This window comes from Chromohalobacter sarecensis (assembly GCF_023061135.1).
Lineage (GTDB): Bacteria > Pseudomonadota > Gammaproteobacteria > Pseudomonadales > Halomonadaceae > Chromohalobacter > Chromohalobacter sarecensis.
The window spans coordinates 111,967-128,264 of record NZ_JAKGAN010000003.1; the positions used below are offsets into that span (position 1 = coordinate 111,967).

The following is a 16,298-nucleotide window of genomic DNA, read 5'->3' on the forward strand; positions in this document are numbered from 1 at the left end:
GAAAAACTCCCGTTATTCCTTGTCTTCGTTCTGCGGTTTCGCAGCGGCTTCCCGACCCAGCTCTTCGCCCAGGGTCTGGAGCTTGTCCGTGTTCTGCAAAACATCCATCAACAGCTCTTCGAGCTTGTCGTTGCCGCCCATCTTGTTGCGTAGGTCGGCCAGCTTGTTACGCACTTCGAGCAGCTTGCGCAATGGTTCGACCTGGCGGACGACTTCCTGCGGCTCGAAGTCTTCCATGCGCTTGAAGTTGAGTTCCACTGGAAGCTGCGAGCCGTCGTTGGCCAGTGTGTTGTCGACACGGTAGCTCAGCCGCGGCTTGATGCCTTTCATGACGCTGTCGAAGTTGTCGCGATCGATATTGACGAACTTGCGATCCTTCAGGCGCGGCAAGGGCTCGAGCGGATTACCCGAATAGTCGCCCATGACACCGACCACGAACGGCAATTCTTTCTTCTCGATGCTGTCGCCGATTTCAACGTCATAGGTGAGGTGCACGCGAGGTGCCCTTACGCGGGAGAGTTTGTGCTGAGTACTTTCGTTCTTGGCCATGCAAATATCCTCTTTCGATATGGCGAGAGCGTTGTGGTATTGGGTATCTGTCACCCGGCTAGCGGGATGATGCTTCGCTGAGTGCCCGAATCAAGCGTTCACGGAGTTCATCCTGCATCGCGTCGATGGCGTCTTCGTCAATGAGCTCTTCAAAGCTGTCGTTGCCTGCGATTTCGGTGCTGTGTCGAATGATCTCGTCCGACGGGAGGGTCGAGGCGACCGGTGAGCCGATGACACAAAACGGCAGGTTGCCGAAGTCGTCCAGTTGCTGGAAGCCCACAGGAAAGCGCAATCCCTTGAACAGGCGACCCAGCCCAGGGGCGCGGCTAAAGCAGTGGAAAAGCATCAAGTAGTGCACCACGAAGCGATGCAGCTCCGAGCCGCTGCGGTTGGGATCGCTTATCACCTGGCGAAACCGGCTGAGGTCAAAAGAGGCATATCCCACCACCCAGCGAACTGGGCTGGTGACCCTTACTGTGCTGCCATCAGGCAGTGCATGATCATATTCCAGGGGGAACAGCTCGGGTGTCGAGTTGATGATGTTGAGCGGCACCTCGAGCTCGTTGATCAAATTGAAAGGGCGCCGTGCCGCATGCTCATCGAATAGTGTGCGGAATTCCTTGAAATGGTGCTGAGTCTCTCGGCCGCTGCCCTTCGGTGCGCCTTGCAGATATTCGCCAAAAAGGGGTTGCGGTCGCACGAGTGGCGCCAATGTAGCCAGGTAGTCGGCTGCCTGTGCCTTGAGCAAGTCGGATACGGCCCGTGTCTGTTTACGGGAGCGTATGAAGCTATCTATATCGAAAGACTGCGTCATGGTCGATTCCTGAGGCGAGCCCGTTAGCTGGAGCTCTATCCGATAAAACGTCTACGGCATATTTCGGTGACCGCATTGAAGCTCGATGCCATGCTGTACACACCCGCCGTGCCGTTAAATGATGGCTTGGTTAGCAACTGCATTGGATGTGTTGCAGGCGTTTCAGTGATACACCATTGGCGATGTAAGTGATCTCTTACAAATAAGCCAAAAACTGTTTGTACCTTACTCTAGCATAAGTCGTTACTTATCCGTCACCGTCACCGCCTGCAAGGCACTTGTTATTCTGTGGCTCTTGTCGGCAGATGCAGGCTCGGTGTCATGCGCTGAAGCGTGATGTCTTTGTCGTTGTCGTCGTTGAGTGGGGCGCCTTGTGCTCCCAGTGGCTGCAAATCGCCATTTTCCAGAGGAATGTAGACATGGGCTGCGCCGACTTCCGGTTGCAATACGTAGATTCTGCGTTCGAAGTCACTAACATCTCGACTTTTCGACCAATTTCCCCAGCTGGTGTCGACACGTTCGCTGCCGGGTGCGTCAATACGGGTCTGGTGCAAGTAGAAGCTGCGGGGCTCCCCGGTGATGGCGTCACGCTTTAACACGAGTGTCGTGTCAATGCCACTGCAGTCACCGCAGGGCAAGGTCCCTTCGAACTTCTCGGTGGAGGGGACATATTCTACCTGTGATTGAGGAGTACCGGCACAAGCGGTAAGCGTGAGAGAAATGAGTATCGGCAGATGCCAGCGCATGGGGAATGTCATCGTGTATCTCTATTTGTAAATAAATGTTACAATATAAGTGAATATTAAATTTTGTGCTTATTATAACGCCTAAATCTGTTAAGGTATCGCCCGATTGAGGCCGGCTTGTATATTTTCTTGTAGTAGTTAGCGGTATCAGCCGCTACAGGTCTTCCATTGGCTAAGCAAAAAGAGTAATGAGACGGCAATGAAAGCGTCCGTACGCAACTGGGGAGTGCTACTCCTAATGATCTCGATCGCCGGGTGTGGCGTAGCCGATCGGGTTGGTAACCGTTTTGAGGGCACCTGGGCGGGTGACCTTTTTGGTAATGAAGAGCGGGTGCGTGTCACCGTCGATGCCGACGAGATGGTGAATCCGGACGTAGATCACGATCCGCTTTCCGTGGTGGTTCGAATTTATCAACTGTCTGAGCAGGCATCCTTCGCTATGGCTTCGCCACGCGCGCTCTGGAGCGATGGCAAGAGAATGCTCGGCAGCAGCTTGATTTCCCGGCGTGAGATCACGCTCATGCCGAACCAACAGAAAGTCGATACCTCAGGACTGGACCCCAAGACCCAGTTCATAGGTGTGGCGGCGTTTTATCGCAATGCCGTTGATGACCGGTGGCATGTCATTTTCGATGCTGACGAGCTCCGCCGCGATGGCTTGCTGAGCGCTTCCGAGGGTATTCGTCTTCACCTGGTCGACAGCCGTATCGAGATCGAAAGAGGCCAGAATCTGCTTGATGAGTAGCGTGGTGAGCATTGGCAGCTCGTGAGCCGCGCATCGTCGGCTCTGGCAGGATTACCATCGAAAGATTCGGGGCAGGGACGTGAGCAAATACAATCGCATTATGTGGTCGGAGGGAATGTTCCTCCTCCCGCAGCATTTTCAGTACCAAGATGAGTTTCACCAGCGGCAGTTGACCGAGTTGCGCCATGCCCAGCATCCCTTTCAGTGGGGAGTGCAGGAGCTTGCCATCGACGATGGCGCGCTTGATCGAGGGACGCTGCGTCTGACACGTCTCAAACTGGTGTTTCCCGATGGCTCCATGATCGATGCGCCACAGCACGATCCCTTGCCGCCGGGGCGCAGTCTGGACGATTTGGCACGCAATGGTGAGGTCAAGATTTATGCGGCATTGCGTGCTTTAGAGCCTCAGTCGCCAAGCTATCTCTATAATGACGCGCCCCGTCATGGAGGGCGTCGCTTCGTACAGCATTTCGAAACACGCCCCGACCTCAATGAAGGTACGGTCGAAAACGAGCTGGGAACGCTAGAGCTCAATGTGACCCTGCTCATGGAAGGGGACAGCCTGGATGGTTTCACTCACTGCCCGATCGCGTTGCTCAAACGCAATGCCGCCGGAGGGTTTCGCCTCGACAGTGACGCGTTCATGCCCCCCGCACTGCATCTTGATGCGGTTTCATTGCCATTTGATATTGCCAATCGGCTGATTGGCATGCTCCAGGCGCGCAGTGAGGCGCTTTCGGGGCGTCGCAGGGAGCGGGCGGATCAGGTGGCGGAATTCGGGTCCAGCGATGTCACGCTTTTCTGGCTGCTGCAGACCATCAATCGTGCGTATCCGCAACTGGCCCACCTGTTGTCACACCCCAGGTTCCATCCCGAGATGCTCTACCGTTTCCTGGCGGAGCTGGCTGCCAGTTTGATGACATTCTCGATGTCTCATCGGCTGGCGGACATTCCGGAATACGATCATCGCGATCCGGCCCCGGCGTTACTAGGACTGGAAAGCATCGTACGCGAGTTGCTCGAGGTCGTGGTGCCTAATCAGTACATCCCGATCCCGCTCGAGCAGACGCGTTCCTCCTATTATGTCGGTCGTCTCAACGACGCTCGACTCAAGGATGCCGACTTTTACATAAGCGTTCATGCCGACATGCCTGGGGCAAGGATTCTCGAGCTGGTGCCCAGAGCGTTCAAGGTTGGTTCGCCGGAGGATATCGAGGTCGTGGTCAACACCGCGATGCCGGGCGGCACCTTGACGCACGCGGCGCGACTGCCAAGCGCGATTCCGGTGCGGTTGGACAATCATTACTTTGCACTCGAGCCTCACGGTGCCGTTTACGAGCGGATGATGGAGGCTCAGGCGATTGCTTTTTACGTCCCCAGTGGGTTCAAGAATCTCAGCATTGAACTGATGGCGGTAATGAAATGACCGAAGCCCTTGCTACTCCTTCCGACTTCTCCGAGCCGCGCACACTGAAGGCACTGGCTCGCGATTTCATCTCTATGGTGCTGATGGTACGGCGCGGTCAGCAGGCCGACAGCGTCGAGCGCTTTCTTGAACGGGTCGATCAGTGGTTGCGCGAGTTTGAAGAGAAGGCGCGTGCGTCGAACTATAGTGCCGATGCTGTTCAGGACACCCAGTATGCGCTGTGCGCCTTTCTCGATGAGAGTGTGCTCAAAGGTGGTGCGGGTAACATTCGTGAGCATGTCGAGTTGCATCCTTTTCAGTATCGCTACTTTGGGATGCATCTAGCGGGTGAGGGCTTTTTCGATCGTCTGGAAAGCCTGCGCAGTGACGTGCGCTCCAACCTCGACGTACTCGAGGTCTACCATCTGTGTCTGGCGCTTGGCTTCGAAGGGAAATATAGCCTGGAGAACCGTGATCAGCTGAAGTATCTAGCCAGTACGTTGGGCCAGGATATCGCGCGTTATCGCCAATCCTCGGGAGATGCGGCAGAGAGCTGGAAATTGCCAGATCAGGTTGGTCAGTTGCTGCGCTATGAAATTCCACTCTGGGTATACCTGTTGGGCATCGCCATGGCTTGCCTGATCGTCTATGGCAGTTTGAGCTGGTGGCTTGGCAGCGAGACCAATGCGTTGATCGCGCAAATCCAGCGGCTTTTCAACACTCACAACTAAGAAGCGAGCGACGAAATGCGTTTTCTACGATTTTTGCGCTCCTTCAAAGGATTCTGGCCACTCTCCATCGTTCTCTGGCTGGCTGGGCTGGCACTCTGTGTACTGCTATTACCGTTGCTGACGAGCGAACGCGAGCTGATCTTCATTGCTATGGCACTGGTCACGGCAACTTGGTTGCTGGTGGTCGTGCTGCGTCAATACCATCGAATTCGCGCCGAGCGAAACATCGAAAACTTGGTAGAGCTCGAGGTGCATCGCGAGGCTGCCGAAAGCGAGCCGGGCGATTACCAGGTGCTCAGGGAACGCCTCAAACACTCCATGGCGATGCAGCGAGCGGCGCGTTCCGTCGATGGTGGCAAGGCGTCGCTCTACGAGTTGCCATGGTATCTGGTCATCGGTATGGCGGCTTCAGGCAAGACTTCGCTGCTTACGCGCTCTTCGCTTTCCGCCACGATGGCCGGGGGGAGCAATCTGTCTGCGGTCAGCGGAACTCAACATTGCGATTGGTACTTCAGTCGTGAGGCGGTCATGGTCGATACCGCCGGGCGTTATCTGGTCGAGGACCGCCCGGCTAGCGAGTTCTCCGATTTCCTCAAGACGCTACGCAAACAGAGACGCAAACCGGCGATCAACGGCCTTGTACTAGTAGTCAGCCTGCCAGAACTCCTTGAGCAGTCACGCGAGGATGCATATGCGCTGGCGGAGAAGTTGGTCTCGCGCGTAGCAGAATACCGCGCTTGTCTGGGTGTTAATCCGCCCATCTATCTGTTCTTTAGTAAAGTCGACCTGCTGCCTGGCTTCACGCGGACTTTCGAGGCCCTGGACGCTCGCGAGCGCCAGCGCCCTTGGGGGCTGACATTCTCATTGGATGAACTGCGTGATCAAGGCGTTTCGAATGCTTTCCACGAGCGTTTCCCAGGGCTGGTGGACACGTTGCGCCACCGCGTCGATGGTCGGATCGTAGAAGAGGGGACGGCTGTCGACAGCGAGTTGCTGCGTTTCCCAGATTATTTTGCCGAATTGCGCGGAGTGTTAAGCGATTTTCTCGAGCGATTCGATAGTCAGCACAACACTGGTCAAGCCCCGATCTTGCGCGGTGCCTATTTCACTAGTGCATTGCAGACGGGGCCGACGTTGCCGGCGTTGCTCGACGAGCAGACACGAGAGGCTTTCGCACTCGAGCCTGAACCTGCGAGCGAGGCGGCTGGTCCTGAAGGAGAAAAGAGCTATTTCATCACCGATACGTTCCGCGAGATCGTCTTTCCTGATCGCAACCTCAGCCTCTATTACTCTCAACAAGGTGATCGCCGCTCTCTACCGACCTTCATGATAGGCACCGTGGGCTTAATTGGAATGGCTGCAGTTGCCGCTCAAGGGTGGACGGCATACAACAACAAGCAGTGGGTGGATCAACTTCAGGACCGAGTCGATGCGCTGACAGCCGGGAATAGCACGGGGTACCTCGAGGCCAGTGAACGGCAGACGCTACGCGACGAGCTCGAACACAAATTGGCGACCATCGAACGCTACCGCGACGACGGCGTGCCGCTAAAACTCGACTTGGGCCTGTATCAAGGGGAGCGTCTTCGCGAACCGCTTAAGCATGCGTGGTCTGAATTGATGCGTCGTGATGTACTCGAGCCACTGCAGAAACGTCTTGAACGTCAGCTTCGTCTGCTGGCGGTATTCGACAAGCGTAGCGAGGGCAATGAAAGTCTCGACACAGCGGTAGGTGCCGAGCAAGGAACGTCAAGCAGGCGTGTCACTAGCGGTGATTCGACGGATCACGCGGCTAGCAGTCTGGGTGATGCTAATGCACAAGGCCAGGCGATCGGAGAGGAGGCCGTGGACCGGATGCAGTCGCGTTCGACCTCGAAACCGACACTCGGTGACGTTCCCAGCAGTCCTTCGGAACTGGGGAGTCGGGCCCGTAGCGAGTTGCGGTCGCGCACGACGGACAGTGCACGGGATGCTTGGTACTCCGCGCGGAGTAATGCGGAGACCGAACTGGAGCAAGGCCTGCGCGATCGTACCAATGAAATGAGCGCGTCTGCTGGTGGCAAGGAGGCGGATGATGAATCGGCGTTGATGCTTTCCGGTGAACAAGGCCCGTCACTCTCCGAAGAATTGTTGACGCAGTTGAGTCAGCGAGATGTCGAGCAACTGATCGAGAGTTATTCCGCGCTCAAGCTCTATCTCATTTTGACCGATCCCGCCGAGCACCGAGATCAAGGTGAATTTGTCGCCTCGACATTGCCGAAGTTGTGGTCGAACCTGGCTGAATGGCGTGATCGCGATGCGGACGGGAGTAGCATAGAAGACAACGCTGAACTCTATGTGCACTACTTGGAGGAGGGCGTGGCGCCAGCGTTGGAGCGCGACGCTAGTTTGGTTGCCGAGAGCCGTGACCGCCTGAATGCCTTCTTGATCGATAGTAGCCTGGTTGATCGCGAGTACCTGCGCTATCAGCTCGCGGTCGAAGAGCAATATGACCCACTGACACTATCCCGGATGGTGCCGGATATGCCAGGGCGACTTTTCTATTCGAGCCGTGCAGTACCAGCCTTTTTTACGCGTCAAGTCTGGGAAGAATACCTGCGGCCGGCGATCATCAAAACGGTCTCCGGTGACTTGCAGCGAGAGTCTGATTGGGTGCTGGACGATGAGAATGTCGACGATGCTGTGCAAACGAAAGCGCGCTTTGTAAGTCGATTAATGACGCGATACAAGCGCGACTATGCAATTGCATGGGAGCGCTTTCTCGCGAATACACATGTGGCTGATTTCGACACCCTGGATCAAGCTGGTGAGCGGCTTTCCGAGCTCAGTGATCTTCGCGGATCGCCTCTACGACAAGTGCTGGTGTCGGTCAAAGATAATACTGGGTGGGATGATCCTGAGAACCAGGGTGATGCTGGCAATGCCGATGATACATCATCCGAGCAAGGTTTTTGGGGGCGTGTCATGAGTGTATTCAATAGCAATGACAGTGCTGCTAAGACGATTGATATGGCATCACTACCGAAGATAAAGGATGGCACTCTTGCAGGTTATTTCCGGCCAGTTAGCCGTATGCTTTCCGCTGACAAAGCGACGGGTAGCGATGATTCTATACTCAATCAATATCTGCTAGACCTGCGTCAGCTAAAGGTTCGTATCGATAATGTCCAAAGCGCACAGGACACAGGGCGTAGCAGCAAGTTGCTGATAATGGAAACGCTGTCTGGTAAGCCTACGGAGGTGAATGCGCTACGTAACTTCGTTGCTTCTCGAGTCGATACATCACGCACACCACTGGTTGAAGCACTTAAACCGCTGTTTCAAAAACCAATAGAAAGTACCTGGAAAGCACTCAATGAGCCTGCGCGGGACCAGCTCAACACTGCTTGGGACGATAAGATTGCGACGCCATGGGATCAGATGATTGCTGGACGTTATCCCGTCGCCGACTCGGTTAATGAGGCTTCAGTCCGAGATATGGAGCATTTTATCGATCCAGATCAGGGGGTTTTGTCGAAGTTCCGAGAGGAAGAGATTGGTGATTTGGCTAGCTCGGGAGCCGGAGAGCGTTCAGACATGGTGGATCCCAGAATGCTTTCTAGCATCGACGATGCCACTGAGCTAGGACGCGTTATCGATAGCTTATCTGATCTGCGTAATGGCTTTGAAATACAGGTGAATCCGACGCCCGGATTGACTGATATCATTTTGACTATTGATGGACAGCGGATCCATTATCGCAATAATACCCAGTCTTGGGAGCGTTTAACTTGGCCCGGGAAGGGAGAGTCATTTGGCGCACGTCTGGATATCATCAATAAGGATGGTCGTCGGCATACAGTGTTCGACTATCCAAGCCGATGGGGCTTTCTACATATGATAGAGAGTGCTCATGTGATGCAAATTGATGGTGCGCGACAACGCTTCAGCTGGCGTACCTATATGGGGGCGATAAGTTTTGATGTGCGCAACTTTGGAGGCGTCAAAATATCTGATTTGCGACAGATAAAGGCGCTAAAGATTCCGAAGGTGAGCCATCAATAATGCGTTCAAGTAAGCAATGAAAAGGGATCCGGAATGATCGGGTGCTTTGGAAAAATTCCTACGAAGTCGGATTTTGTGGGACTTAATGCCGCCGGCTCTGTGGTTCAGGAGCTTGATCAATGGTTGCAGAAAGCCCTGTTACAGTTTCTCGATCACGAAGACTGGAAACAACGGTTTGATGCTTTACCGGTATGTTTTTTCAACTACCATGCTCGTGATGGTAGCGACGTGATGGGGGCGATGATCAGCTCCATGGATGCTTCGGAGAGGCGCTACCCTTTCTTTATTTTTCAGCTACTTAAATCTGGAGGGCGCACATCGATTCTGCCATGCCTGCATACGCTTGGTGAGATATTTGCTGGACCTGCGCGAGATATTTTGACGAATTCTGTCCATGGAAAAGCTCCTATCGACCCTGTGGCTGCCATTCAGGAATTACGTAGTTGGAACGAATATGATGTCGCCTTGTATAAGCAAGTGAACGAACGATTTTTACAGGATTATAGCTTTGAAGACATTGTAAAATCGCTACAGTGGGGGTGGCCGGAATTTATCGGTAGCGCGTGCTTGCATCGTTTGTATTATGCCCGTGCTTGCTGGAAAGCCGGCAGCTCGTTAGCAGTATTGTTACCGCTTCCTGCAGAAAGTGGTTTGAAGCGACCTGTCGCGGATCTCTGGCAACAATGGCTGGGTAGCGCTAGCCCCGGAGGGGCGCCAGCTATGAGCTTATTGATCGATGATTTTATGAGGCCACGCTTATTACTCATGCCGGCATGGGAAAGTGCGGAGCAGTTTTTCGAAGTGCTATCGACACCGAGTGACCGACGTATTTGTATCGATGTGATGGCACCATTCGATGACGACGAGCCTCATCCAGGAATTTTGTCATTGCCAAATACCTGGCTAAGTTTGGCCGACTTTATGGCCTGTTTTCCAAGTCAAGACGCATCGCAAACAGGCAAGCCTGAGCAGGCATTATGAAACGTTTTAATTTTTCTTATGTAAAATATGTATTCTTAAAGTATCAGCCCTATATTCTAGGATTGATATTCTTTAGCGCCATTTTTCTCGTTTGGTGGCTGGGCGTTGTGTTTGGGTACTCGTCGCTTGCCAGCTTGCTGACAGGCATCGTCTTGTTTCTGCTGGCCTCGGCGATATACGTGGTCCTGCTCTACCGCGGCGTAGGTCAACAGCGCAATCTCGAACATTTACTGATGGAAGATGCCGACAGAGCGGTATTGGAGGCCGACCCGCAAGATCGCGAAGAGATCAGTTTGTTACGCGAACGCATGCTGAAATCAGTCGAGCGATTGAAACGGAGCGGAAAGGGTAAGCGTGGCCAGGATGCACTATATTCCTTGCCCTGGTACATGATCGTGGGGCAGCCTGCTGCAGGCAAAAGTACCATGGTCTATCAATCCGGCCTCAATTTTCCGTTTGCTGAACGTGAAAATGCTCGTGTCGCCGGTATGGGGGGGACACGTCACTGTGATTGGTTCTTTAGTTCCGACGCTATTCTGCTAGATACCGCAGGCCGCTATATGAATAGCGAAGAAGAAGCGGGTAAGTGGAAAGGTTTTTTGTCGTTGCTTAAGGAACATCGGCGTCGCTGTCCACTGAATGGTTTGATTGTAGCCGTTAATATTAGTGATGTTATACAGGCCAACGAAAGTCAGCGTAATCACCTCGCTCGACGTTTGCGTGAACGCATTCAAGAAGCGCGGGATCAACTTGAAGTCCGGCTCCCTATCTACCTGGTTTTTACCAAGTGTGACCTGATCGAAGGGTTTACTACATTTTTCGAGCGTCTTGACCCGAAGTATCAGAGTGAGGTTCTTGGGCACACCTTTCCCCATCAGCAGCCAGCCGATGTAAACTGGGGATACCAGTTCGACGGTGCGCTAGCCCAACTTTGTAAGCACTGGCAACAAATTGGCGATGCCGAAATCGTTCGGCGGGATACCGTCGATACGGAGCGCGATATTGCCGCTTTCCGCTTTCCATTGGAATTAGCCGCATTACGCGAGCCTCTAGCACGTTTCGTTGAAGTGCTGACTAATGCAAACCCTTACCAGAGTGCCTTGCTGCTGCGTGGGTTCTACTTCGTTAGTGCGCTGCAGGAGGGAGATGCTATCGAGGGTGAGCACGCCGCCAGGGTCGGCCGTCACTTCGCTCTCGCCAAGCCAGAATCCCTGAACGGGGAACGTGCCAATCGTTCGTTTTTTATCACCAATCTGTTTCGTCGAGTGATCGTTGCCGACCGGCACTTAGCGGCTCTGTATTCGAGCGATGTGCGCGGGCGACGTCGTAAGCTACGTTGGATTCTGACTGCCGGTTTTACCGGAACGCTCGTTTGCGCGCTATGGATCCTCTCGGCGATGCATAACTACGGTGAAATCAAGGCGATGTCCGGTACATTCACCGACGCCGTGCGCAACGATGATGACCGCTCAAGCGAGTACGCTCGTTGGGCTAGTCTCGATGCGTTACGGGAGTGGGGATATCACTATTATCAGCGTCACCACGATAGTGGTGTACCCTGGATGCTTGGGTTGGGGCTCTATCAAGGCGATGAGATAGAACCGGTCATTCGCGAGCGCTACTTCGACCGACTCAAAACCGTTATGCTCGATCCTATCGACCGGAATCTCACGCGTTCGCTTTTCACGTTAACCACCTTTGATGTTTATCGGCGCAATACCGATGAATTGCATCCGGTAGAGGGCCCCAAGACAGTCGCGCCCTATGCTAGACCTAAGGATAATAGCGCCGAATCCTTGGTTAAATTTGGCCGTGCCACTCTGGATGCCTATCTGATGATGTCTGATATGGATCGACAGAAAATCGACGCCGATGTACTGCGCTCGCGGCTTCCTGCATTCTGGTATCCCGCGATTCAGCAGCGCACTGGAGTTGAGATTGATGATGATCAGTTCGATTATCGTTATGCTGGCCGCCAGATAGATTTCTATAGCCAGCAAATCTCCGATGCCGATGTGCCGCGTATTTCCTCAAACGCGTTCCTGATATCGAGTAGTCGCAATTATATCGATAGCTTGATTGAGCAGACATTGACCAGCTCTGAAACCATTGTGCTGGAATCCGACACGTTATTCGCTTTCGGACGCGGCGACTATGCAGGTTTGCAAGAGGCAGGCCAAAAAGAATTGGATGATCTTGCCGAGCGTCTGCTTAATACTCAAGACCTTGGGCAGATCCTTATTACTGGTCACGCCGACCCGATCGGTAATGAAGCGGCCAACCAGAAACTATCCCTGCAACGTGCGATGACGGTTCGTCAGTACCTGGTGGGCAAAGGCTTGCCGGCCGGCTTGATCGATGCCAAGGGGGCAGGCAGTGAACGTCCGCTGGTTACCTGCGATCGCAATCAATCACGCGCGCAGTTAGTCGAGTGCTTGGCGCCTAATCGTCGGGTGGAGATCGAAGTTCGTAAGCAGGAGTGATGCGTACCACTGGATTGCGGTCGCGAATGTAACGAAATGAAAGAGAGTGTTGGTTTTTATTATTACTTTAAAAATTAATACAATACAATATAATATAATTTACGTTGCCCATGAGGTAATGGATGGCAGCCATGAGGAGCACGTTCGCCATGATGCGCTTCTGTTGATAAGCATATGGCTTGTGTTTCTTATGGAGGTCTAGGGGAGAGCCCGATCGAGAAATGTCGATTTGCATCTCCCCGTGTGAAGGTGGGGCCTTTCGGAGGTCGCTTGAGTTGGGAGTTGTCGCCATGGCGGCAAATAAAAGTGGGTCACAGGTCACGTTTTATCAAGTGAAAGCTCTTGAATATTGAACGTGGTAGTGGCTTCAGTGTGTGAGTGAAAAGGAGCAATGAGATAATGGCTTTTGATGCGTACTTGAAAATAGATGGCATTCCCGGTGAGAGCCTGGATGACAAGCACCCGGACTGGATCGAGCTAAAGAGCTTCGATTTTGGTGCCAGTCAGGCAACGTCTGCTACGGCAAGCTCTTCCGGTGGCGCTTCCGCAGAGCGTGTGAACCTTAGTGAGTTCCGCGTCCAAAAATTCGTTGACAAGGCTTCTGCCAAACTCTTCGAATCTTGCTGTAAAGGTCAGCACATCAAGGAAGTCGTGCTGCATGTCAACCGTGCTGGTGGCGATAAAGTCCGCTACATGGAGATCAAACTGGAAGAAGTGATCGTCTCTTCCACCGAGATGGAAGGAACTTCCTCTGCCACTGGCTTTGAGCAGAGCGAAAATGAAGATCGCCATGATCTGCCTTTCGAAACAGTCAAGTTCAACTATGCGCGGATCAAGATCACTTACACCCAGCAGAAGCGTTCCGATGGTCAGGGCGGCGGCAATGTTGCCGGTGGCTGGGATCGTACCCGCAACAAGGTTTATTCCTAAGCTGCGGTGCCCACGCCTTGTGGGTGATTGAGCGATATGCCCATCCCCGGTGTCGGGGGTGGGTCTGTCTTTTTTTTGAATATGGCCATCTTCATGCAGGCGAAGTATCACGGGTATATGGTGGCGTTGAGTGACCCAGCTGGACGAGATACGGAGTTTTGTCCCACTGCGTGAGTCATCGCTAAAATGTATTCATAGCGCTCGCTGGCTCGAGAATATTGAAGTCTCTAGCGGTACGTAAAGAGGACGAAGTACGTCATGGAGCAACTCGGTGAACTCTCTGTCGATGCATTGCTTATGCCTATTGGTGGCAGCAGCCATGCTGGAGGTGAGGACCTATCGTTCTCGCTCCTCTTCGATGAAATCAAAGAGGCACGTCGTGCCGACCCAACTTACTTGCCCCAGGGTGAGTGGCAGACCGAACTGAAACAATCCGATTGGGGGCAGGTCATCAGTCTGACCAGTGATGCGTTGGTGACGCAGAGCAAGGATCTGCAACTGGTGGGATGGCTATGTGAAGGGCTATCTCACCGTGAGGGGTTTCAGGGGATCGACTTTGGCTTGACGATGGCCGCGCGTTTGCTCGATGAATTCTGGGAAACACTCTATCCCGAGCTTGATGAAGACGATCTCGATGAGCGCGCGGCGCGCTTGAGTTGGCTAGGTGATACTTTGATCGGTGTGGTGCGGACGCTGCCATTGATGGCAGAAGAAGGATACTCACTGGCCGATTACGATGAGTCGCGTCAGGTCGAAAATCAGGCTCGCAACGATCCCGAAGCAATGGAACGTGCACTGAGCGATGGCAAGATCAACGACGAAATATTTCAACGCTCAGTGGTGTTGACCGGCACTGATTTCTTTCAAAAGCGTCATGCGGATATTGTGACCGCGCTGACGGCGTTGGGGCAGTTGGAGCATAGCAGTGAGCAGCGTTTCGGACGTGATGCGCCGAACTTTTCCGAACTTGAGAAAGTGCTTGTCCAGTGTCGCGACCTCACTGAAAGGCTGCTTCGCGAGCGTGGGGTCAGCGTTTCCTCGAAAGACGAAGCGAACGCTCCGAAGGAGGTGAAGGATGCGACTTCGGAACGTGTAGAGCCCAGTGTTGAGCTGCCGACTCAGGTGCCCGGTACATTGCGAACGGTGCCAAATAGCCGTGAAGAAGCCTTCGAGATGCTTAATGGGGTTGCCCGCTACTTCAAGGATCGTGAGCCCCACAGCCCAGTGCCTTACCTGATCGAGCGCGCGGTGAAATGGGGCCGCATGCCACTGGAAGAGTGGCTTAAAGATGTGATCAAGGATCACGGAGTGATCGACAATATCCGCGATACCTTGGGTACTCAGTCTAGGGACGATGACTATTGACCATGAAACGTGCTTCGATCTTCGATCGTCTTCAGCAGCGTCACTCGGTCAGCGAACCCCTGGAAGAGCCGAGCGTGGCGCGTTGCGATTACGTAAGCGGCAGGCTTCGGATTATTGACGGCCTGGCGTTGACAGCGGGTGGCTTTATCAGGAGTGGGGATATTCCTGAGCCACCGACGCCGGAACTCTCGTCGACGCTTTACGGCTCGGATGGCTGTCGTCTGCTGATGCACCCAGTCAGTGACACGACCTCGGTGAACGAGCCGCAACTAGGTCGGCTCGATGCCAAGGCGCTCAGGCTGCATCAACTGGTGCAGACGGTGATGGCCGAAGCGCTGATGATGCTTGAGGCGGTCCCGAAAGAGAGTGCATTCGACATTCTGCTCAGTGCGCCGGTTCGATCGCCGGAGGCCGCTTCTCTCATTCAGGAGCGCCTAAGTGGCGCGGTTGCTGATACGCAGTATGGTGCGTACCTGGGAGAAATCCGTCTTGCCGAGCAGCAGGATCCGCATGCGGCGTTGGCGGTTGGCGAGCAGGGGGGCATGCCCTACGTGCTCTGGATCGGTGTGGATTCACTGGTCAACGAAGGTGACATAGCGTCGATGCAGTATCGCGACATACTGGTGCGATCTTCTCGAGGGGACGGGCTCTACCCCGGTGAAGCCGTTGCGGTGCTGCTGGTGCAGCGGCTGACGGCGGAGGTTCTCGAATTCAATAGCGGTTGGCGGCTCGACGCGGGTATTCGGCGAGAGCACGCACCGCGTGCCGGGCGTCGCGATTATGACAAGCGCTCGGCGCTGGTCGAGCTACTCGGCGACCTCTGGCCGGCGACCCAGGACGACGCTTCGTCACCGGCCCCTTCACGCCTCGTGGTCGACGCCATCGGGATGCCAGGACGTGGGGTGGAACTTGGTGGGGCGGTCATCGAGCGCTGGCCCGGTATTGATACGATCGACGACGCCCTAGGCGTCGACGCTCTGGTTGGCTGGAGTGGGGAAGCTACTCAAGTATTGCTATTCGTGCTTGCGGCGGCTGCGATCGAGCCCGAGGGGCATGCAGTGGTGTTGGCTCTCCACGCAGAGAGTCATACCCAGGCCTGGGCCTTGAGAAGCTATGCAGTGGAAGTCGCGCGGCGCGTAGAGGATCATTCGTGACCGCTGTCGCCGTTGTGCGAGGAGATCAGCGACGCGCCACAGGCCGTCTTGTGGCCATGCAGGGCGATCGGCTTGCCATTGATCTTCATGGTCGGGTGGCCCTCGACGATCACCGTGGTGTTGCCATGGCCGTCCTTGGGGCAGGTGACTTTGTCACCGACGCAGGCGACGGGTTTTCCGTCGATCAGGTAACTGCTCTGCGCGGTAATGACTTTTCCGCCATGGCTCGTGGCGTCACCGAGTACAACGATGCCTTTCATCGATCTGGGCTTCCTGACAAGTGTGAAAGGTCGAGCCTGGCTAAGCAGGCTTATCAACGAGCATTAATTTAGCCATCTATGCCGTGATGAT

At 54.3% G+C, this 16,298-nt stretch carries 13 protein-coding genes; 9 read left to right on the plus strand and 4 right to left on the minus strand.

Annotated features, from left to right (window positions below):
• Nucleotides 1-12: 12 nt before the first annotated feature.
• From tssB to L1071_RS06285, 3 genes are all read right to left on the minus strand, one after another.
• A complete protein-coding gene (gene tssB, locus L1071_RS06275; protein ID WP_246901184.1) occupies nt 13-549 on the minus strand; it encodes a type VI secretion system contractile sheath small subunit in 537 nt (178 codons plus the stop codon).
• Between the two features lie 58 nt (nt 550-607).
• A complete protein-coding gene (locus L1071_RS06280; protein WP_246901176.1) occupies nt 608-1,363 on the minus strand; it encodes a hypothetical protein in 756 nt (251 codons plus the stop codon).
• Nucleotides 1,364-1,644: 281 nt separating this feature from the next.
• Nucleotides 1,645-2,109 (minus strand): copper resistance protein NlpE N-terminal domain-containing protein, encoded by a 465-nt coding sequence (locus L1071_RS06285; protein ID WP_246970063.1) that lies wholly within the window; start codon nt 2,107-2,109, stop codon nt 1,645-1,647.
• Nucleotides 2,110-2,347: 238 nt separating this feature from the next.
• Between L1071_RS06285 and tssJ the strand changes: the two genes are divergently transcribed.
• The 9 genes from tssJ to L1071_RS06330 all read left to right on the plus strand — a co-directional run bounded on the left by tssJ (nt 2,348) and on the right by L1071_RS06330 (nt 15,947).
• The gene (gene tssJ / locus L1071_RS06290) at nt 2,348-2,854 is read left to right on the plus strand and encodes a type VI secretion system lipoprotein TssJ (protein ID WP_246970065.1); all 507 of its coding nucleotides are present in this window, start codon (nt 2,348-2,350) and stop codon (nt 2,852-2,854) included.
• Between the two features lie 79 nt (nt 2,855-2,933).
• A complete protein-coding gene (gene tssK, locus L1071_RS06295; RefSeq protein WP_246970068.1) occupies nt 2,934-4,280 on the plus strand; it encodes a type VI secretion system baseplate subunit TssK in 1,347 nt (448 codons plus the stop codon).
• Nucleotides 4,277-4,990, plus strand: coding sequence for a type IVB secretion system protein IcmH/DotU (gene icmH / locus L1071_RS06300; protein ID WP_246970071.1), 714 nt, complete (start codon nt 4,277-4,279; stop codon nt 4,988-4,990). The genes tssK and icmH overlap by 4 nt, the downstream gene beginning before the upstream one ends.
• Nucleotides 4,991-5,005: 15 nt before the next feature.
• Nucleotides 5,006-9,034 (plus strand): type VI secretion protein IcmF/TssM N-terminal domain-containing protein, encoded by a 4,029-nt coding sequence (locus tag L1071_RS06305; protein ID WP_246970074.1) that lies wholly within the window; start codon nt 5,006-5,008, stop codon nt 9,032-9,034.
• A gap of 33 nt (nt 9,035-9,067) precedes the next feature.
• Nucleotides 9,068-10,015, plus strand: a complete 948-nt coding sequence (gene tagF / locus L1071_RS06310; protein WP_246970077.1) for a type VI secretion system-associated protein TagF — start codon at nt 9,068-9,070, stop codon at nt 10,013-10,015.
• Entirely contained in the window at nt 10,012-12,498 is a 2,487-nt protein-coding gene (tssM, locus tag L1071_RS06315) for a type VI secretion system membrane subunit TssM (protein ID WP_246970080.1), read from the plus strand. The genes tagF and tssM overlap by 4 nt, the downstream gene beginning before the upstream one ends.
• Before the next feature lie 399 nt (nt 12,499-12,897).
• On the plus strand, nt 12,898-13,428 hold the full coding sequence (locus L1071_RS06320) for an Hcp family type VI secretion system effector (protein WP_246970084.1): 531 nt from the start codon (nt 12,898-12,900) through the stop codon (nt 13,426-13,428).
• Nucleotides 13,429-13,686: 258 nt separating this feature from the next.
• Entirely contained in the window at nt 13,687-14,793 is a 1,107-nt protein-coding gene (gene tssA, locus L1071_RS06325; protein ID WP_246970087.1) for a type VI secretion system protein TssA, read from the plus strand.
• 2 nt (nt 14,794-14,795) lie between these two features.
• Nucleotides 14,796-15,947, plus strand: coding sequence for a hypothetical protein (locus L1071_RS06330; RefSeq protein ID WP_246970089.1), 1,152 nt, complete (start codon nt 14,796-14,798; stop codon nt 15,945-15,947).
• Here the strand turns inward: L1071_RS06330 and L1071_RS06335 are convergent.
• Complete coding sequence (locus L1071_RS06335; protein ID WP_246970090.1) at nt 15,938-16,207, minus strand: PAAR domain-containing protein; 270 nt, start codon at nt 16,205-16,207, stop codon at nt 15,938-15,940. The two genes, L1071_RS06330 and L1071_RS06335, sit on opposite strands and share 10 nt — an antisense overlap.
• Between the last annotated feature and the right edge of the window lie 91 nt (nt 16,208-16,298).